Raw genomic sequence first — 19513 nt, 5'->3', positions numbered from 1 at the left:
CCAGGGCCGGCCCTGGATCTTCCGCGAGGTGGGCCATTTCCTGGCCACCGGCGAGACCATGGCGCCGCCGCTGGTGGCCGAGGTCCGCCGGCTGCTGCTGGCGCACCTGCACGAGCACTACGCCCTCTACGGCGAGGTGACGGGCGTGCGCACCGCGCGCAAGCACATCGGCTGGTACGTGCGCGCCCTGCCGGACGGCGAGGACTTCCGCCAGCGCATGAACCGGCTGGAGGATGCCGCGGCGCAGTGGCAGGCCGTGGCCGACTATTTCGAGGCCCTGGGCGAGCGGATGGACCGCATGCCCGAGGCCTGTGCCGGGGTGAGGGCCTTGGACGAGGACGAAGAAGACAGCGGCTGCCTCACCTGCTGAACGCAGGTGCCGGCCGCTCGGCGCGCGGGGATCGGGCGCCGCCACGACAACATCGAACGAACGACGACATGAGCAAACACACGATCGAGGCGTGCGTGAAATCCAGCCTCGAAGACTACTTCCGCGACCTGCGCGGCACCGAGCCCGACGGCCTGCACGACATGCTGGTGCGCGCCGTCGAGAAGCCGCTGCTGGAGGTGGTGATGGAACGCGCCGAGGGCAACCAGTCTCGCGCCGCCCAGTGGCTGGGCCTGAACCGCAACACCCTGCGCAAGAAGCTGCTCGAGCACAAGCTCGGCAAGTGATCCGAATCCCAACGAAGCCCCCGACCCGACTGGCATCCCCATGGCACTGACCGCACTCCTTTCCGTTTCCGACAAGACCGGCGTCCTCGACCTGGCCCAGGGCCTGCACGCACTGGGCGTGCGGCTGCTGTCCACCGGCGGCACCGCCAAGCTGCTGGCCGAGGCCGGCCTGCCCGTGACCGAGGTGGCCGACCACACCGGCTTTCCCGAAATGCTCGACGGCCGCGTGAAGACGCTGCATCCCAAGATCCACGGCGGCCTGCTGGCCCGCCGCGACCTGCCGGCCCACGTTGCCGCGCTGGCCGAGCACGGCATCGACACCATCGACCTGCTGGTGGTCAACCTCTATCCCTTCGAGGCCACGGTGGCCAAGGCCGGCTGCACGCTGGAAGACGCCATCGAGAACATCGACATCGGCGGCCCGGCCATGGTGCGCAGCGCCGCCAAGAACTGGAAGGACGTCGCAGTGCTCACCGACGCCGGCCAATACGCCGTGGCGCTCGACGAGCTGAAGGCCAGCGGCCGCATCAGCGACAAGACCAAGTTCGGCTTCTCCGTCGCCGCCTTCAACCGCATCAGCAACTACGACGCCGCCATCAGCGACTGGCTCTCGGCCGTGGACTTCGAGGCCAGCGCCGGCCAGCCGGTGCCGCAGCGCAGCGCCTTCCCGGCGCAGAGCAACGGCCGCTTCGTCAAGGTGCAGGACCTGCGCTACGGCGAGAACCCGCACCAGGCCGCCGCCTTCTACCGCGACCTGTATCCCGCGCCCGGCTCGCTGGTCACCGCCAAGCAGCTGCAGGGCAAGGAACTGAGCTACAACAACATCGCCGATGCCGACGCCGCGTGGGAATGCGTCAAGAGCTTCGACGTGCCCGCTTGCGTCATCGTCAAGCACGCCAACCCCTGCGGCGTGGCCATCGGCGCCGACGCCGGCGAGGCCTACGGCAAGGCCTTCAAGACCGACCCCACCTCGGCCTTCGGCGGCATCATCGCCTTCAACACGCCGGTGGACGCCGGCACCGCCCAGGCCGTGGGCAAGCAGTTCGTCGAAGTGCTGATGGCCCCCGCCTTCAGCGCCGACGCGCTGGAGCTGCTCAAGACCAAGCCCAACGTGCGCGTGCTGCAGATCTCGCTCGATGGCGTGAAGCGCGACGGCGCCAGCGCCTGGTCGCGCGGCCTCAACGCGCAGGACGTCAAGCGCGTGGGCTCGGGCCTGCTGATCCAGACCGCCGACAACCACGAGCTGCAGCTGTCCGACCTCAAGGTCGTGACCAAGAAGCAGCCGACCGAGGCCGAACTGCAGGACCTGCTCTTCGCCTGGAAGGTGGCCAAGTTCGTCAAGAGCAACGCCATCGTCTTCTGCCAGGGCGGCATGACGCTGGGCGTCGGTGCCGGCCAGATGAGCCGCCTCGACTCCGCCCGCATCGCCAGCATCAAGGCCGAGCATGCCGGCCTGTCGCTGGCCGGCTCGGTGGTGGCGAGCGATGCCTTCTTCCCCTTCCGCGACGGCCTGGACGTGGTGATCGACCACGGCGCCACCTGCGTCATCCAGCCGGGCGGCTCGATGCGCGACAAGGAAGTGATCGACGCCGCCGACGAGCGCGGCGTGGCCATGGTGTTCAGCGGCGTGCGCCACTTCCGGCACTGATGGGCACGCCTGGCCGCCCGAACGTGCCCGAGGACGCGCCGCCGCGCCGCCCGCGCTGGCTTCTGGTCGTGCTGGCCCTGTTCGTGGTGATGTCCGCCGTCGGCATGCTGGCGACCGGCTGGTTCATGCTGCGCGGCTTCGTGTTCAAGCCGCCGGCGGCGGCCACGGGCCCGGTGGCCGCCGGCTTCGCGCTGGTGCAGGCCAGCGACTGCACGCGCTGCCACCTGGCTGAGCGCAAGGCGGTGGGCCCGGGCTGGCAGGCCATCGCCGAGCGCCATGCCGGCAACCCGGACGCCGTCGCGCTGCTGGCGCGCAAGATCCGCGAGGGCAGCGTGGGCGACTGGGGCCGGGTGATCATGCCGCGCCATCCGCAGATCGGCGAGGCCGACGCGCGTCTGATGGCGCAGTGGGTGCTGGCGCAGCGGCCGGCGCCGCGCTGAGGCCCTCCCTATTATTCGAAGCGGTACTTGAGCTGGAAGCTCAGCGCGCCGTAGAGCCGGTTGCGGATCGTCGGCACGTACGCCAGGTTCAGGCCCCAGTTCTTGCCCTCGATGGCCGCGGTGGGAATCACCGCCGGGAACCAGTTGCCGTTGCGGTAGTTGGGATAGCCGTCGAAGCCGCCCACCACCGCGCCCAGGCGCACGCCATAGACCTCCAGCGGCAGCACGTACAGGCCGAGGTAGTGCGACTGCCGCCGGTCGCTGTTGTGGAAGGTGCCGAGCGTGACGCGGTAGACGTCGTTCAGCGGGTATTCGAAGCCCAGGCCCGGGTTCTTGTCCTCCAGCCCCTTGTCGCGGTCGAAGTGGGCCGAGTAGAAGCCGACGTTGATCCAGGTCTTGCCCAGCGCGAAGGGCTGGTCGAAGGTGGGCAGCGTGAAGTCCAACGTCTGGGCGAAGGCGGGGCCGCAGGCGAGGAGCGCGGCGCACAGCAGTGGCCGCGGGCGCAGGGAGAACATGGCAGGTCGTCCTGGAATCGTTGGCGGCCTGCAACCGGCCGCGCCGTCGCCGGCCCCTCCGGCCGACGGCCCGGGCTGGCCGGGCGCGGGCGGACTATACCCGCGGGCCGTGCGGCGCCGATGACACGTGCGCGCCGCGCGGCCTCGTCGCGGTGCTCAGAGCGTGCGAAACACCTCGCGCGCCGCCTCGATGGTGGCGCCGATGTCGTCGGCCGCATGCGCGGCGCTCACGAAGCCGGCCTCGTACAGAGCCGGCGCGATGTAGACGCCGCGGTCCAGCAGGCCATGGAACAGGGCGTTGAACCTGGCGCCGTCGCTCGTCATCACCGTGCCGTAGTTCTGCGGCAGCTGCGGCAGCAGGAAGAAGCCGAACATGCCGCCTTCGCAATCGGCGCTGAAGGGCACGCCGGCGTCGGCGGCCGCGTGGCGCAGGCCCTCGGCCAGGGCGCGGGTCTTGGCCGACAGCGTCTCGTAGAAGCCGGGGCGGGCGATCTCCTTGAGCGTGGCCAGGCCGCAGGCGGTGGCCACCGGGTTGCCCGACAGCGTGCCGGCCTGGTAGACCGGGCCCAGCGGCGCCAGCTGCTCCATGATGGCGCGCGGCCCGCCGAAGGCCGCCAGCGGCATGCCGCCGCCGATCACCTTGCCCAGCACCGTCAGGTCGGGCGTGATGCCCAGCACGCCCTGCGCGCCGTGCAGCCCGACGCGAAAGCCGGTCATCACCTCGTCGAACACCAGCAGCGCGCCGTGCTGCGTGCACAGCTCGCGGCAGCGGCGGGCGAATTCGGGCGTGGCGCGCACGAAGTTCATGTTGCCGGCGATGGCCTCGATCATCACGCAGGCGATGTCGTGGCCATGCAGCGCGAAGGCCTCTTCGAGCTGGGCGACGTTGTTGTACTCGAGCACCAGCGTGTGCTGCACCACCTCGGCCGGCACGCCGGCGGAGGTGGGGTTGCCGAAGGTCGCCAGGCCCGAGCCGGCCTTGACCAGCAGCGCATCGGCATGGCCGTGGTAGCAGCCCTCGAACTTGACGATGTGGCGCCGGCCGGTGGCGCCGCGCGCCAGGCGCAGGGCGCTCATGGCGGCCTCGGTGCCGGAGCTGACCAGCCGCACCATCTCCATCGACGGCATGAGCGCCAGGATGGCCTCGGCCAGCTCGATCTCGCGCTCGGTCGGCGCGCCGAAGGAGAAGCCCTCGGCCACCGCGCGCTGCACGGCCTCGACCACGGCGGGATGGCCATGGCCCAGGATCATGGGGCCCCAGGAGCCGATGTAGTCGATGTAGCGCTGGCCCGCGGCGTCCCACATGTAGGGCCCCTGGGCGCGGGCGATGAAGCGCGGCGTGCCGCCGACGGCGCGGAAGGCCCGCACGGGCGAATTGACGCCGCCGGGAATCACGGCGCGGGCGCGGTCGAAGAGTTGCTGGTTGGTGTCGGTCATGGGATCAATGGCGGGTGTCGTGCGAGGGGAGCGCGAAGTCGGCGGGATCGGGCTCGACGGCGTCGTCGTCCTCCTCCTCATCGTCGGGCTGGGCCCAGAACAGCCGGTCGGGCAGCACCTGGCCCATGCCGGGGCGGAAGCCCGCGTCCAGGCAGCGGTCCATGTAGGCCAGGGCTTCGGTGGCGGCGGCGCTCAGGTCGGCGCCGGTGGCCAGCAGCGCGGCCAGGGCGGCCGAGAGCGTCTCGCCGGCACCGGCGAAGACGGCCTCCAGCCGTTCGTACTTCTCGGTGAGCAGGGTCGACTGGGGCGAGGCCAGCACGTTCTCCAGCCAGCCGTCGGGCCGCAGGATGCCGGTCACCAGCGTGTAGGCCACCCCGTGCTCGCCGGCGGCGCGGGCGATGTCGCGCGGCGTGGGCGGGCGGTCGCCGTCCCAGTCCGGCAGCAGCCAGCGGCGCAGCGTGCCGTGGTTGCCCACCAGCACGGCCGTCTGCGGCAGCACCAGCTCGCGGAAGGCGTCCAGGTAGCTGTCGATGGGCTCGTCCTCCCACCACGACAGGTTGGGCATGTAGGCGACGACGGGCACCTCGGGATAGTCGGAGGCCACCTCCGCCACCAGGCTCAGGTTGTCCGGGCTGCCGGCGAAGCCGACCTTGATGGCCTGCACCGGCACGTCCTCCAGGATGGCGCGCGCCTGCTCGGCCACCTGCTCCTCGTCCAGCGCCACGTGGTCGAAGACCTGGGCGGTGTCGCGCACGTAGACGCCGGTGGTCACGCCCAGCATGTGTGCGCCCACTGACGCGATGGACAGGGCATCGGCGCTCAGGCCGGTGGCGCCGGTGGCGTCGCCGGCGTTGAACACCAGCACGCAGGGCTGGCGCGTGTCTTCGGCGGCGTCGCCGGCTTCCTGCGCGTCGTCGTCCCCCGCCACGTCAGCTTCGTTAACATCAGCCGATTGCGCAGCCGCGCTCCCGGAAATGGCTGGTCTGGTCATGGGGCGGTGGGCATCGTGCGCGAGGGCGCCACGCGACCCCTTGACAAGGTCAGAAAACGTGACGTCTGGATACAATTGTTGCATTATTTGAACGAGGCCCGTAAGCTGCGATGAATACGAAAACCTGGATGTGCCTGATTTGCGGGTGGATCTATGACGAAGCGGCGGGTTGGCCGGACGATGGTATTGCCCCCGGCACCGCCTGGGCCGACGTTCCGATGAACTGGACCTGCCCGGAGTGCGGCGCCCGCAAGGAAGACTTCGAAATGGTCGAGATCTGAGGCATCTGCGGGCCGCCCGCGCCGGCGGGCATGCGGCGCTGCGGTGCCCGCGCGGGCCGGCGGCCAAGACGAGAGGATTGCCATGAGTGCGAACGGATCGGGTTTCAAGGTGCTGGTGATCGACGACAGCAACACGATCCGGCGCAGCGCCGAGATCTTCCTCAAGCAGGGCGGCCACGAGGTGCTGCTGGCCGAGGACGGCTACGACGCGCTGTCGAAGGTCAGCGACCACCAGCCGCAGCTCATTTTCTGCGACATCCTGATGCCCCGGCTGGACGGCTACCAGACCTGCGCCATCATCAAGCGCAATGCGCAGTTCAGCCACGTGCCGGTGGTCATGCTGTCCTCGCGCGACGGCGTGTTCGACAAGGCGCGTGGCCGCATGGTCGGCTCGCAGGACTACCTGACCAAGCCCTTCACCAAGGACCAGCTGCTGCAGGCGGTGCGGCAGTTCGGCGGCAGCCCCGCCGCCGCACGCGCATGAGCGTTCCCGGCCGTCCGCCATCACCAACACACCGCCCGCCACGCCCTGCGTGCCTGGCCGCGAGGGGAATGCGCCCATGACCATCCGCAGCGTGCTCGTCGTCGACGACTCCCGCACCGAGCTGATGTTTCTGTCCGACGTGCTCGAGCGCAACGGTTATGCCGTGCGCACCGCCGAGAGCGCCGATGCCGCCATGCGCCACCTGGAGGTCGGCCTGCCCGACCTGATCCTGATGGACATCGTCATGCCCGGCCAGAACGGCTTCCAGTTCACGCGCAGCCTGATGCGCGACCCGCGCTTCGCCCAGGTGCCGGTCATCCTGTGCAGCAGCAAGGGCCAGGAGACCGACCGCGTGTGGGGCCTGCGCCAGGGCGCGCGCGACTACATCGTCAAGCCGGTGCAGCCCGACGACCTGCTGGCGCGCATCCGCGCGCTGGGCTGACCGGCGCCGCGCCGCGACCCCGCCATGGCCGAACGCGAGACCCTGCGCGCCTTCCAGGCCCGGCTGGCCGAGCGCCTGCAGGCGGCCCAGTCGCGCCCCGTGGCGGCGCAATGGCTGGCGGTGCATGCGGGCGGGCGGGCCTGCCTGCTGCCGCTGCCGCAGGCGGGCGAGATCTTTCCCTGGACCGCGCCGCAGCCGGTGCCGCACGTGCGGCCCTGGTTCCTGGGCGTGGCCAACCTCCGCGGCCGGCTGTGCGGCGTGATCCGGCTGGCCCACTGGCTGGCCGACTCGCCGCTGCCGGCCACCGAGCCCGTCGCCGAGGACGCGCCGGCGCACCTGGTGGCGCTGGGCGATGCGCTGGGCGTCAACGCCGCGCTGCGGGTCGACCGCCTGCTGGGCCTGCGCGGCGCCGGCAGCTTCCTGCGGGTGCAGCAGGCCGACGCCGTGCGCCCACCCTGGCTCGGCCCCTGCCTGGAGGACGCGCAGGGCCAGGCCTGGCAGGTGCTGGACCTGCAGGCGCTGGCGACCGAGTCCGCCTTCCTGCAGATTGCGGCATGAGCGTTCGCCCGGCCGCCCCGAAGAACGCTCGCGCCGCAGGCGAAGCCGGAGGCCTGCACGTGCACGTTCGCCCGGTCGCCCCGAAGAACGCTCGCGCCGTGGGCTTGCGGGCATTGGCGCCGCCCGGCCCTTCATCCGTTCGCCCTGAGCCTGTCGAAGGGCAGAACGGCGCGCATGCCTGCGCCCTGCAAGCTCGCGCCCGCGCCGTGGCCCGCCGGCCCGCCGCCTCCATTCACGCCGAGGACCGACCGTGACATCGATCGATTCGCTGAAGAAATTTCTGCCGCGCCAGGGCGCCGGTGCCGAGGGTTCCGGCGAGCCCGACACGGTGATCGGCGACGACGGCCTCTCGGCCGTGCGCACCAATCCCGCGCCGCTCGCCGCCATCACCGCGCCCGGCCCGCTGCCGCCGACGCGGCTGGTGACGCGCACGGCCGACGCGCCGGCCCCGTCCGCCGAGCCGGCCGCCGCCCCGTCCCAGGCCGCCTCCAGGGCCGCCGCGCCCGCGCGCGCCGGCCGGCCGCGCTGGCTGGTCGCGGCACTGGCGCTCGTGGTGCTGCTGCTGCTGGCCGCCGCGGCCTGGACGGCCGTGCGCGCCGAACGCGTGTCGCAGCAGCTGGCCGCCGCCGGCCAGGCCCTGATGCAGTCGCAGCGGCTGGCCAAGTCGGTGTCGCAGGCGCTGGTGGGCACGGTGCCCGCCTTCGCCGAGCTGCGCGAGAGCACCGACGACCTGGCGCGCCGCGTGGCCGGCCTGGCCAACGGCGACGAGGCCCTGCGCCTCGCGCCGCTGGGCGCGGACGACGCCGGGCTGATGTCGCGCATCCAGCCGCTGGCGGCGCGGGCCGAGCGCGGCGCCAAGGTGGTGCTGGGCCAGCAGAAGGTGCTGACGCAGGTGGGCACCGGGCTGCGCACCATCGCGCGCCAGTCGGCCGAACAGCTGGAGCTGGCCGAGGCGGTGCAGGCCGCCGTGGCCCGCGCCGGGACGCCGGCCGAGGTGCAGGCGGCGGGGCAGCTGGCGATGCTCACGCAGCGCATCGGCAAGTCGGCCAGCGAGCTGCTCACGGTCGACGGCGTGAGCCCCGATGCCGTGTTCCTGCTCAACAAGGACATGGCCCGCTTCGACGAGCTGGCCCGCGGCCTGCAGGACGGCAGCACGGCGCTGCGCCTGCCGGGCCTGCGCGACGCGTCGGCGCGCGAGGCCCTGGCGGCCCTGCTGGCCGGCCACGTCCAGAACCAGGCGCAGGCCCGCGTGGTGCTGCAGAACCTGCAGGGCGTGGTGGCCGCGCGCGAGGCCCAGGCCGCCGTGCTGGCCGACAGCGAGCCGCTGCGGCGTGCCCTCGGCGACCTGCAGGCCGCGCTGCAGTCGCGCACCGGCCTGGGCGTGGAAGAGCTGGCGCTGCTGGTGCTGCTGTCGCTGGCCGCCCTGGGCCTGGCCGGCGCCATCGGCTGGCTGCAGGTCAGCGAGGGCCGCGAGCGCGCGGCCGAGGCCGAGCGCGAACGCCGCCGCGCGGAAGAACAGGCGCGCGAGTCGGAGCGCGTCAACAGCGCCAACCAGAGCGCCATCCTGCGCCTGATGAACGAGCTGCAGACGGTGGCCGAGGGCGACCTCACCCAGCAGGCCACCGTGACCGAGGACATCACCGGCGCCATCGCCGACTCGGTCAACTACACGGTGGAAGAGCTGCGCATGCTGGTGGGCAACGTGCAGAACACGGCGACCCGGGTGGCCCACACCACCGGCGCGGTGGACCAGACCTCCACCGAGCTGCTGGCCGCCTCCACCGAACAGCTGCGCGAGATCCGCGAGACCGGCCAGTCGGTGCTGAGCATGGCCGAGCGCATCAATGGCGTGTCGGCCCAGGCGCAGGAATCGGCGGCGGTGGCGCGGCAGTCGCTGCAGGCGGCCGAGTCGGGCCTGTCGGCGGTGCAGAACACCATCGGCGGCATGAACGCCATCCGCGACCAGATCCAGGACACCGCCAAGCGCATCAAGCGCCTGGGCGAGTCCTCGCAGGAGATCGGCGAGATCACCGAACTCATCTCCGACATCACCGAACAGACCAACGTGCTGGCCCTGAACGCCGCCATCCAGGCGGCCTCGGCCGGCGAGGCGGGGCGCGGCTTCTCGGTGGTGGCCGAGGAAGTGCAGCGCCTGGCCGAGCGCTCGGCGGACGCCACGCGGCAGATCGCCGCGCTGGTCAAGGCCATCCAGACCGACACGCAGGACGCGGTGGGCGCCATGGAGCGCTCCACGCAGGGCGTGGTCGAGGGCGCACGCCTGTCGGACAACGCGGGCACGGCACTGTCCGAGATCGACCGCGTGTCGCGCCGCCTGGCCGAGCTGATCGAGGAGATCTCGCAGTCCGCCGCGCGCGAGGCCGAATCGGCCAACGTGGTAGCCGCCAGCATCCAGCACATCTTCGCCGTGACCGAGCAGACCGGCGAGGGCACCCGTGCCACCGCCCGCCAGGTGCGCGAGCTGTCGCAGATGGCCGAGGAACTGCGCCAGTCCGTGGCCCGCTTCCGCATCGCATGACGGGTTCGCGCCCCCGGGCGGCCTTCATTTCCTGAGCACGCGCCATGAACGTCCATCCCGCCAGTGCGCCGCCGGCCGCCGAGCCCGCCACCACCGACCTGGGCCCGCTGGCCTGGGTGCATGCCGAGCTGCGCAAGTCGCTCGAAGAGGCCGTCAAGGCGCTCTACCACCAGCTGCAGTCCACCCAGATCAGCCAGTACGGCCAGCAGGGCCGGCCGACGGACGACAGCGAGCTGCAGGCCGCCGCGCAGCACCTGCACCAGGCCGCCGGTGCGCTGCAGATGGTGGGGCAGGGCGCTGCCGCCCGGCTGGCCGGCGCCATGGAGGCCGCCGTGCAGCGCATGCGCCGCGAGCGCGCCGCCTTCGGCGAGGAGGGCGTGGTCGGCGTCGAGCGCGCCAGCTTCGCCCTGGCCGATTACCTGGCCCGGAGGCTGGCCGGGCGGCCGGCGCCGGCGCTGGGGCTCTTTCCCGCCTACCGCGACATGCTGGCGCTGGCGGGGGCCGAGCGCATCCATCCGGCCGACCTGTGGACAACGTCCTGGGCCTGGCCGGTGCTGCCGCGGCCGGAGAACGTGCCCATCCTGGGCCTGGATGCGCAGGTGCGCACCGGGCTCGACCGCGAGTTGCTGCAGGTGGTCAAGAGCGGCAGCCCCGAGGCCGCGCGCCGTCTGGCCGCGCTGTGCCTGCGCCTGATGGCCGGCGCGCCGCCCGGCACGCCCGCCGCCGGCTTCTGGCTGCTGGCCGGGGCCTTCTTCGAATCGGTGGCGGCCGGTGTGCTCGACGCCGATGCCTACGTGCGCCGCACCGCCTCGCGCGTGATGCTGCAGTACGCCGCGCTCGCCCGCGGCCCGGCGCCGGTGGCCGACCGGCTGGGGCAGGACCTGCTCTTCTTCTGCGCCCAGGCGCGCCAGGCCGGCCCGGCACCGCAGCCGCAACCGCAGCCGCTGCTGACCACCGTGCGCCGCGCCTGGGGCCTGGGCCGCACCGAGCCGGTGGACTACGAGCAGCGCCGCTACGGCCGCTTCGACCCCGCGCTGCTCGCCCAGGCGCGCCGCCGCGTGGAGGCCGCCAAGGCCTGCTGGTCCACCCTGTCCGAAGGCGACCTCAACCACCTGCGGCCGGCCTCCGACAGCTTCGCGCAGCTGGGCGAATCGCTCATGGCGCTGTACCCGGCCGCCGCGCCGCTGGTGCAGGCCTTCGACCAGGCGCTGGCCGAGGTCATCCAGCGCGCCGAGCCGCCCAGCACCGAGCTGGCGCTCGAAGTCGCGACCGCCCTGCTGCACGTGGAGGCGGCCTTCGACGACCTCGATCCGCAGGACCGCGAGGTCGCCGGCCGCATCGTGCAACTGGCCACCCGCATCGAAAGCGCCCGCGAGGGCCGCACGCCCGAGCCGCTGGCGCCGTGGATGGAGGCGCTCTACCACCGTGTGAGCGACCGCCAGAGCCTGGGCACCGTGGTGGACGAACTGCGCGTGCACCTGGCCGAGCTGGAAAAGGCGCTCGACCAGTTCTTCCGCCGGCCCGGCGACGGCAGCGTGCTGCGCGCCGTGCCCGGCCAGCTGACGCAGATGCGCGGCGTGTTGTCGGTGCTGGGCGTGGACCAGGCCGCGCGCGCGGTGCTGCGCATGCGCGAGGACGTGGAAGGCCTGCTGCTCGAAGGCGCCGGCAAGGGCGTCGTGTCCGCCGACGGGCCCGTCGCCGAACTGCTGGGCCACAACCTGGGCGCCCTGGGCTTCCTGATCGACATGCTGGCCTACCAGGCGGCGCTGGCACGGCGGCTGTTCGTCTTCGACGAGGCGAGCGGCCGGCTCAACCCGATCATGGGCCGGCAGGCGGCGCCGCCCGGCCCGGCGGTGCCGCACGCCGCCGAACTGCCGGTGGACAGCACGCAGGTGGTGGACGCGCAGATCGCCCAGCGCCTGGCGGAGCTGGGCGCGCCGGCCGGTGCGGGCCCTGCCGCCGAGTCCCCGACGCCCGTCGGCCCGACGCCCGCTGCCGCGATGCCCCCGGCTGCCGCCGCGACGCCGCCGGCCACCGCTGCGGCGCCGGGCGGCACCTCGGCGGAGGCACCGGTTGCGCCGGCGCTCGAGGAATTCAGCCGCGCTGCCGAGCGCTGGAATGCGCAGCCGCCCGCCGCCGCACCCGCTGCCGCCACGCCGACGCCGATCCCCACGCCCGGCCTGGCCGTCGAGGAACTGGGCGAGGACGACCTGCGCGACATCTTCCTGGACGAGGCGCGCGAGGTGCTGGCCGCCGGCCGTGGCGCCCTGGACGGCCTGCGCCGGGGCCCCGCCGGCGGCGACGGGCTCACCGTGCTGCGGCGCGCCTTCCACACCCTCAAGGGCAGCGCCCGCATGGTGGCGCTGGCCGACTTCGGCGAGGCCGCCTGGGCCTGCGAGCAGGTGCTCAACACCTGGCTGGCCGAGCAGCGCCGGGCCGACGCGCCGCTGCTGGACGCGGTCGACGGCGCCCTGGCCGGCTTCGGCGGCTGGGTCGAGGCCATCGCGGCGGATACGCCGCCGGCGCCGCCGGCGCCCTGGCTCGCGCCCATGCAGGCGCTGATCGGGCTGCCGGCGCACCCACCGGCCGCCGCGCCCGCCGCGGCGCCGCTGCCCGTCTTCGAGCCCGACTTCGACGCCGTCACCCAGCCGGCCCCGCTGGAGCCGCTGCCGGCCGAGCCGGCACCGCCCACGCTGCTCGGCGGCCTGGACCTGGGCGGGCCGACCGGCCCGGCCGAGCTGGACTTCCTGCTGCCCGATCCGCCGGCCCCGGCCCGGCCCGCGCCGCGCCCGCTGGACGCGTCGAGCTTCGGCCACACCCGGATGGAGGCCGAACTCGCCGATGACGAAGCGCCGACCCTGCCCGCGCCCCTGCGCCGCGAGCCGGCGAGCGCGGAAGCGGAAGCGGAAGCGCCGCCGACGCTGGCGCCGATGTCCCGGGACGAGGCGTCGAACGAGGAGGACCTGCCGCCCGCAGCGCTCACGGCCGTCGATTTCGAGTTGTCCATGCAGCCGCCGGAACCGGCGCCGCCGCCAGCCCAAGTCCTGCCGGCGCAGGCGCCGGTTCCGCAGGCCAGTGCGGTGCCACCCGCCGTCGAGCCCCCCTTGGCTGCCGAAGCCGAAGCCGAAGCCGCCCACACCGATGCCGACGCGGCCGGTCCAGCCGGGCTCACGCCCCTGCCGGCGCTCGAGCCTGTGCCTGCCGTCGCGATCGGCCCTGGGCCCACACCGTTCCTGCACACGGCCGCCTTCCCCGACGCCGCACCCTTTGCCGACGGCCTGCCTTTCACCGACACCGCCGAGTTCACGGACACCGCCGGCTACGCCGTGACCCAGCAGCTGCACCGCGACGATCCGCCGCCGGCCTCTGTGTCGCCCGGTGTGTCCAGCGTGTCCAGCGTGCCCAGCGTGCCCACCGCGTCCAGTGCCGAAGCCATGCAGGCCGCCCTGGCCGGCGATGCCTCGCGGACGGCCGAGGCGCCCGACGCGGGTGACGCGGGTGACGGCCGTGCCACGGCAAGTGCCACGGCCGGGCCTGGCACCGTCGGCGAGGCCCTGGATCCCGCCGCGCCCGACGCGCCACCCGCGCGCAGCGAGGACGTGCGCCTCGTCGGCGGCCTGCGCATTCCCGCGGCCCTCTACAACGTCTATCTCGCGGAGGCCGAGGACTGGTCCGGCCAGCTTGCCGCGCTGCTCGGCCGCTGGGCCCAGGCGCCGGCCGACCGGTTGCCCGACGAGGCCGTCGCCGCCGCCCATTCGCTGGCCGGCAGCTCCGCCACCGTCGGCTTCATGCCGCTGTCCGAGCTGGCCCGCAGCCTGGAGCATGCGCTGGAGCACCTGCAGGGCAGCCAGCGCGCCGGCGATCCGCAGGCCGCCGTGCTGCTGGAAGCCGCCGACGACATCCGCCGCCTGCTGCACCAGTTCGCGGCCGGCTTTGTGAAGCCGCCTGCGCCCGGCCTGGTCGAGCGGCTGCGGGCCCTGCTGGCGGCATCGCCTGCCCCCGCTGCCGCGGCCGAGCCGGCCGGCCCGGACGTGGCCCTGGAGCCCGAGGACGAACTCGGCGCCGTGCAGGACGCCGTCGACCACGAGCTGTTCCCCATCTTCGAGGAAGAGGCCGCCGACCTGCTGCCCGCGCTCAGTGCCGCCCTGCGCGCCTGGGCCGACCGGCCGGACGACGCCCCGGCGCGCGACGCCGCGCTGCGCGCACTGCACACTCTCAAGGGCAGCGCCCGGCTGGCCGGTGCCATGCGCCTGGGCCAGCGCGCCCACCAGATGGAATCGGCCCTCGAGCCGCTGGCCGGCGGCGAGGCCGCGCGCGCCGGGCTGGCGCAGGCCCTGGCCCGGCTCGATGCCCTGCAGGCCGACTTCGACCGCCTGCGCGCCGCCGACACCGCCGACGAGGCGCGCCGCCAGCAACTGGCGGCCGACACCGTGGCGGCCGAGCACAGCGCCCCGGCGCTGCAACTGCACACCGGCGAGACCGGTGCCGACGCGGACTCGCGTACGGCCGCCACCGATCCGGCCACCGACGGCGCAGCGACCGCCGGCCCGCCGGGCGACACCGCCGCGCCGGCAGCCGGCAGCGCGCACGTCGCCGGCGCCGACATGGCCCGTGACGCCGCGCTGGCCGCCGCCATCGCCCCGGCCGCCGCGCCCGCATCCGCCACCGGCGGGCCCGCCGTGCGCATCCGCGCCCAGCTGCTCGACCGCCTGATGGCCGAGGCCGGCGAGGTCATCATCACCCGGGGCCGCATCGAGGCCTCCGTCGAGCAGCTGCGCGGCGCCATGGGCGAACTCACCGGCAACCTGCAGCGCCTGCGCCAGCAGCTGCGCGACATCGAGGTGCAGGCCGAAAGCCAGATGCAGTCGCGCCAGATGCAGTCGCGCGAGGGCGAGGGCTTCGACCCGCTGGAATTCGACCGCTTCACCCGCGTGCAGGAACTGGCGCGCATGATGGCCGAGTCGGTGGACGACGTGGCCGCCGTGCACCGCACCCTGCAGCGCACCGTGCAGGTGGCCGAGGACGGGCTGCAGACCCAGGCCCGCCAGACGCGCGAGCTGCAGCGCTCCCTGCTGCGCACCCGCATGGTGGCCTTCGACAACCTGGCCGAGCGCCTCTACCGCGTGGTGCGCCAGGCCTCCAAGGAAACCGGCAAGCCGGTCAACCTGGACCTGCTCGGCGGCCAGGTCGAGATGGACCGCGGCGTGCTCGACCGCGTGGCGCCCGCCTTCGAGCACCTGCTGCGCAATGCCGTGGTGCACGGCATCGAGCCGGCCGACGAGCGCGAGCGCGCCGGCAAGCCCGCCACCGGCCAGCTGCAGGTGGAGATGCGCCAGGAGGGCAACGACGTCGCCATCCGCTTCAGCGACGACGGCGGCGGCCTGCGCGTGGACCGCATCCGCGCGCGGGCCGAGGCGCAGGGCCTGGTCGAGCCCGGCGCAGCGCTCGATGAAACGGCCCTGGCCGACCTGGTGTTCCGCCCCGGCTTCTCCACCGCCGAACAGGTGTCCGAGTTGGCCGGCCGCGGCATCGGCATGGACGTGGTGCGCGCCGAGGTCACCGCCCTGGGCGGGCGCATCGAGACGCGCAGCACGCCCGGCCGCGGCACCGAATTCCGGCTGGTGCTGCCGCTGACCACCGCCGTCACGCAGGTGCTGATGCTGCGTGCCGGCGACCGCGTGTTCGGCGTGCCGGCCAGCCTGGTGGAACTGGTGCAGCGCACCGGCGCCGCCGAACTGGCCCAGGCCTACGGCCGCGGCGAAGGCGGCTATGGCGGCGAGACGCTGCCCTTCTACTGGGCCGGCGCGCTGCTGCAGGCCTCGGACCGCAGCGACCAGTTGCCCGGCCGCGCCAACACCGTGGTGGTGGTGCGCAGCGCCGCCCAGCGCGTGCTGCTGCATGTGGACGAGGTGCTGGGCAGCCAGGAAGTCGTGGTCAAGAACCTCGGCCCGCAGCTGTCGCGCGTGCCGGGGCTGGTGGGCATGACGGTGCTGGCTTCGGGCGCGGTGGTGATGATCCACAACCCGGTGGTGCTCGGCACGCTGCACGGCGGCCAGGCGCGCCGCCGCCAGCGGCTGGCCGCTGCGCCGGGGCCGGTGGCCGCGTCGGCGCCGGGCGAGGGCGCGCCGCCGTCCGCGGCCCAGGTGCCGCTGGTGCTGGTGGTGGACGATTCCATCACCGTGCGCCGCGTCACCCAGCGCCTGCTGCAGCGCGAAGGCTGGCGCGTGGCGCTGGCCGCCGACGGCCTGCAGGCGCTGGAACTGCTGCAGCGCGAGCGCCCGGCGCTGGTGCTGTCGGACATCGAGATGCCGCGCATGGACGGCTTCGACCTGGTGCGCAACATCCGCGCGGACGCACAGCTGGCCGGCCTGCCGGTGGTGATGATCACCTCGCGCATCGCCGGCAAGCACCGCGAGCATGCGCAGCACCTGGGTGTGGACCACTACCTGGGCAAGCCCTACGGCGAGGACGAACTGCTGGCGCTGGTGCGCCGCTATGCGGCCCCCGTGGCCGCAGAGCAGGGGGACGCGCCGCCCCCGTCCTGATCAGCCGCGCCGCGCACGCAGCAGCCAGCAGGCCGCGTCGAACGCGACCCGCTCGCCCACCACGAAGGGCGCAAAGGCGGCCTGCACGGCCGCCAGCAGCGCCGGCCGCGCGCCGGCCGCCAAGTCCGGCAGGACGCGGCCCAGCGGTCCCAGGCGCGCCACATAGGTCGGCAAGGCGGCCATGGGCATCTGCAGAGGCAGGTCGATGGCCTCCAGCGATACGCCGGTCCAGCCGCCGGCCTGCAGGATGCGGTCGACGCGGCGCGCGTCGGCGAAGGCGAACTGCCCCGGCCCATCCGGCCGCCGCGACAGCAGGCCGGACAGCGCAGGCTGGGCCGACAGGGCGGCGCGCTCTGCGGTGGTCATGAAGGGGTTTTCGGTGGCCGAGCGCCAGACCACCGCCGTGAGCGTGCCGCCCGCCGCCATGGCGCGGTGCAGGTTGGCGAAGGCGGCCACCGGGTCGGCGAAGAACATCAGCCCGAAGCGCGACAGCAGATGCGCGTGGGCGCCGGGCGCGAAGCCGTGGGCCTGCGCGTCGGCGCAGACGAAGCGGGCCGGGCTGCCGGCCGCAGCCGCGCGCTGGCGGGCATGGGCCACCATGGGCGCGGAGAGATCGACGCCCAGGCAGGAGCCGTCCGGCCCCGCGGCCTCGGCCGCCAGCAGGGTGGTCGCGCCCGTCCCGCAGCCGACGTCGAGCACGGCGTGGCCCGGGGCGATGGCGGCGGCGTCGATCAGCCGCTCGGCCACCGGCGCGAACAACTGGTCGAGGATCGGCTGGGCCTCGACCCAGGCCCGGCCACCGGCGCCGTTCCAGAGGGCGGCTTGGTCGTCGGCCGCGGAGGGTGGTGAAGGTGTCATGGTGCGGTCCTCGTGCAAGGGAGAAAAGACGAACCACAATGTGCCGCTTCAACTGCACTTGAGGTCAAGCCCATGGGCGAGATGGACATCGCCGAGGTCGGGCGCCGCGCCGGACTGCCGGCGTCGACGCTGCGCTTCTACGAGGAAAAGGGCCTGATCGCGCCGCTCGGCCGGCGCGGCCTGCGGCGCGTGTACGGCGCTGGCGTGCTGCAGCGGCTGGCGCTCATCGCGCTCGGGCGGGTGGCCGGTTTCTCGCTCGACGACATCCGCGCCATGCTGGGGCAGGAGGGCGCGCCGTGCATCGACCGCGCCCGGCTCGCCGCCCAGGCCGATCTGCTGGAGGCCCGCATCCGGCACCTGCGCGCCCTGCGCGATGGCCTGCGGCATGCGGCCCGCTGCCCGGCGCCCAGCCACCTGGAGTGCGCGACCTTCCAGCGCCTGCTGGCCGCCGCGGAGTCGGGCCGCCTGGGGGTCCGGCGCCGGGCGCCACCCGGGGCGTCGGCTTGAGCGCCGGCCCTCACGGCGACCGCGAAGCCCGCCGGAAAGCGCCGGCCCGGGCCCAGGCAGGCCAAGGGCTGCAGGGCATGCTTATTGCACCCGACCGTGGCATGTCAGTGATAACCCTTGCAGTCCGGCGGCGCCCCCACGCCTGGCTCCGCAAACTGTATACACTCCCGTCCACAACAAAACCGCCGCAGCGGAGCGATGAGGCGCATCGGCCCCCCGATGCCAAGCGTTCGCGGCACCTTCTGCTTACAGCGCCCGCGGTGGTGAGCAGGACAGAACTCTCATCACCTCAGGGTTGAGCGATGGAAAGCTACTACCTCGACTGGGCCAACCTGCTGCTGCGCTGGCTCCACGTCATCACCGCGATCGCCTGGATCGGCGCCTCCTTCTACTTCGTGATGCTGGACAACAGCCTCGAGAAGCCCAAGGACGCCGAATCGCTGGACAAGGGCGTGGGCGGCGAGCAATGGGCCGTGCACGGCGGCGGCTTCTACAACATGCAGAAGTACGCGGTGGCGCCGAAGAAGATCCCGGAGCACCTGCACTGGTCCTTCTGGGAAAGCTACTCCACCTGGCTGAGCGGCTTCGCGCTCTTCACAGTCTCGTACCTGTGGAACGCCAGCACCTACCTCATCGACAAGAGCAAGATGGACTGGCAGCCCGGCGCTGCCATCGCCGTGGCCCTGGCCTTCTTCGTCGTCTTCTGGATGGTGTACGACGGCATCTGCCAGATCTTCGGCCGGCGCAAGAACGGCGACACCATCGTCGGCGTGCTCATCGCCGTGTTCATCGCCTTCGCGGCCTGGCTGGCCTGCCAGTGGTTCGCGGGCCGCGCGGCCTTCCTGCTGGTGGGCGCCATGATGGCCACCACGATGAGCGCCAACGTGTTCTTCTGGATCATCCCCGGCCAGCGCAAGAGCGTGGCCGCCCTGCGCGAGGGCAAGCCGGTCGACCCGATCCACGGCCAGCGCGGCAAGCAGCGCAGCGTGCACAACACCTACTTCACGCTGCCGGTGCTGTTCGCGATGCTGTCCAACCACTACAGCTTCACCTACACGCATCCGCAGAACTGGATCGTGCTGCTGCTGATCATGCTGGGCGGCGCCGCCATCCGCCAGTTCTTCGTGGTGCGCCATCGCTGGAAGCTGGGCAACGCCAAGAACCCGCTGCCCTACGCCATGCTCGGCATCGCCGTGCTGGGCCTGACCATCGTGTGGATGAAGCCCGCGCCGGTGGCGCCGCAGCCGGCCGCCGCGCAGGCCGCGCCGGTGCCCTATGCCGAGGTGCAGAAGGTGCTGGAGCAGCGCTGCTACATGTGCCACGGCGCCGCGGTGCAGATGAAGAACGTGCGCCTCGACTCGCCCGATCAGGTGGCCGCGCATGCGCAGGCCGTCTACCAGCAGGTGGTGGTGACGAAGATCATGCCGATGAACAACGCCACCGGCATCACCGATGCGGAGCGGAACCTGATCGGGCGCTGGTTCCAGTCTGGGGCAAGAACGAACTGACCCCCAGGCTTCGCGCACTTCGTGTCGCTTCGCCCACCCCCTTGCAGGGGGCACATCCGGCGGCCCGGCGAAGCCGGTTCCGCGGATG

The 19513-nt window shown here is 73.2% G+C and carries 16 protein-coding genes; 12 read left to right on the top strand and 4 right to left on the bottom strand.

Features of this window, described 5'->3' with window-relative positions; all coding sequences use genetic code 11:
* The 4 genes from NS331_RS07250 to NS331_RS07235 form a co-directional block, all read left to right on the top strand.
* Positions 1-370 (top strand): tRNA-dihydrouridine synthase (locus NS331_RS07250; protein ID WP_193758057.1); only part of this gene is annotated, 370 nt, incomplete at its 5' end.
* Between the two features lie 68 nt (positions 371-438).
* Entirely contained in the window at positions 439-675 is a 237-nt protein-coding gene (locus NS331_RS07245) for a helix-turn-helix domain-containing protein (protein ID WP_058641333.1), read from the top strand.
* A 40-nt stretch (positions 676-715) separates the two neighbouring features.
* Positions 716-2323, top strand: a complete 1608-nt coding sequence (purH, locus tag NS331_RS07240) for a bifunctional phosphoribosylaminoimidazolecarboxamide formyltransferase/IMP cyclohydrolase (protein WP_082702318.1) — start codon at positions 716-718, stop codon at positions 2321-2323.
* Positions 2323-2763, top strand: a complete 441-nt coding sequence (locus NS331_RS07235) for a c-type cytochrome (RefSeq protein WP_058641332.1) — start codon at positions 2323-2325, stop codon at positions 2761-2763. Before purH ends, NS331_RS07235 begins: the two co-directional genes overlap by 1 nt.
* 11 nt (positions 2764-2774) lie before the next feature.
* Here NS331_RS07235 and NS331_RS07230 read toward each other — a convergent pair whose 3' ends face one another.
* The 3 genes from NS331_RS07230 to thiD all read right to left on the bottom strand — a co-directional run bounded on the left by NS331_RS07230 (position 2775) and on the right by thiD (position 5706).
* Positions 2775-3278 (bottom strand): hypothetical protein, encoded by a 504-nt coding sequence (locus NS331_RS07230; RefSeq protein ID WP_058641331.1) that lies wholly within the window; start codon positions 3276-3278, stop codon positions 2775-2777.
* Positions 3279-3434: 156 nt separating this feature from the next.
* The gene (hemL, locus tag NS331_RS07225) at positions 3435-4715 is read right to left on the bottom strand and encodes a glutamate-1-semialdehyde 2,1-aminomutase (protein ID WP_058641330.1); all 1281 of its coding nucleotides are present in this window, start codon (positions 4713-4715) and stop codon (positions 3435-3437) included.
* Positions 4716-4719: 4 nt separating this feature from the next.
* A complete protein-coding gene (gene thiD, locus NS331_RS07220; protein ID WP_082702317.1) occupies positions 4720-5706 on the bottom strand; it encodes a bifunctional hydroxymethylpyrimidine kinase/phosphomethylpyrimidine kinase in 987 nt (328 codons plus the stop codon).
* 110 nt (positions 5707-5816) lie between these two features.
* On the opposite strand from thiD, the gene NS331_RS07215 reads away from it, so the two are divergent.
* The 6 genes from NS331_RS07215 (at position 5817) to NS331_RS07190 (ending at position 16552) form a co-directional block, all read left to right on the top strand.
* Complete coding sequence (locus NS331_RS07215) at positions 5817-5987, top strand: rubredoxin (RefSeq protein ID WP_043113757.1); 171 nt, start codon at positions 5817-5819, stop codon at positions 5985-5987.
* 82 nt (positions 5988-6069) lie between these two features.
* Positions 6070-6471 (top strand): response regulator, encoded by a 402-nt coding sequence (locus NS331_RS07210; protein ID WP_058641329.1) that lies wholly within the window; start codon positions 6070-6072, stop codon positions 6469-6471.
* A 76-nt stretch (positions 6472-6547) separates the two neighbouring features.
* Positions 6548-6913: a response regulator gene (locus NS331_RS07205; RefSeq protein WP_058641328.1), complete on the top strand. Its 366-nt coding sequence runs from the start codon at positions 6548-6550 to the stop codon at positions 6911-6913.
* Positions 6914-6937: 24 nt separating this feature from the next.
* Complete coding sequence (locus NS331_RS07200; protein WP_058641327.1) at positions 6938-7471, top strand: chemotaxis protein CheW; 534 nt, start codon at positions 6938-6940, stop codon at positions 7469-7471.
* A gap of 250 nt (positions 7472-7721) precedes the next feature.
* A complete protein-coding gene (locus NS331_RS07195) occupies positions 7722-10007 on the top strand; it encodes a methyl-accepting chemotaxis protein (protein ID WP_242873678.1) in 2286 nt (761 codons plus the stop codon).
* 44 nt (positions 10008-10051) lie between these two features.
* A complete protein-coding gene (locus tag NS331_RS07190; protein ID WP_058641326.1) occupies positions 10052-16552 on the top strand; it encodes an Hpt domain-containing protein in 6501 nt (2166 codons plus the stop codon).
* Here NS331_RS07190 and NS331_RS07185 read toward each other — a convergent pair whose 3' ends face one another.
* Positions 16553-17410, bottom strand: a complete 858-nt coding sequence (locus NS331_RS07185; RefSeq protein WP_058641334.1) for a class I SAM-dependent methyltransferase — start codon at positions 17408-17410, stop codon at positions 16553-16555.
* Between the two features lie 72 nt (positions 17411-17482).
* On the opposite strand from NS331_RS07185, the gene NS331_RS07180 reads away from it, so the two are divergent.
* Both NS331_RS07180 and NS331_RS07175 read left to right on the top strand, forming a co-directional pair.
* Positions 17483-17917 carry a helix-turn-helix domain-containing protein gene (locus NS331_RS07180; protein ID WP_058641325.1) on the top strand — a complete coding sequence of 145 codons (435 nt, stop codon included), beginning with the start codon at positions 17483-17485 and terminating at the stop codon, positions 17915-17917.
* Between the two features lie 302 nt (positions 17918-18219).
* Positions 18220-19425: a urate hydroxylase PuuD gene (locus NS331_RS07175; protein WP_058641324.1), complete on the top strand. Its 1206-nt coding sequence runs from the start codon at positions 18220-18222 to the stop codon at positions 19423-19425.
* Positions 19426-19513: the final 88 nt, after the last annotated feature.

The sequence above is a fragment of the Pseudacidovorax intermedius genome (assembly GCF_001476815.1).
Classification (GTDB): Bacteria; Pseudomonadota; Gammaproteobacteria; order Burkholderiales; family Burkholderiaceae_C; genus Xenophilus; species Xenophilus intermedius_A.
Note: the sequence above shows the minus strand (reverse complement) of the source record. Positions and strands in the feature narration are given on the sequence as shown.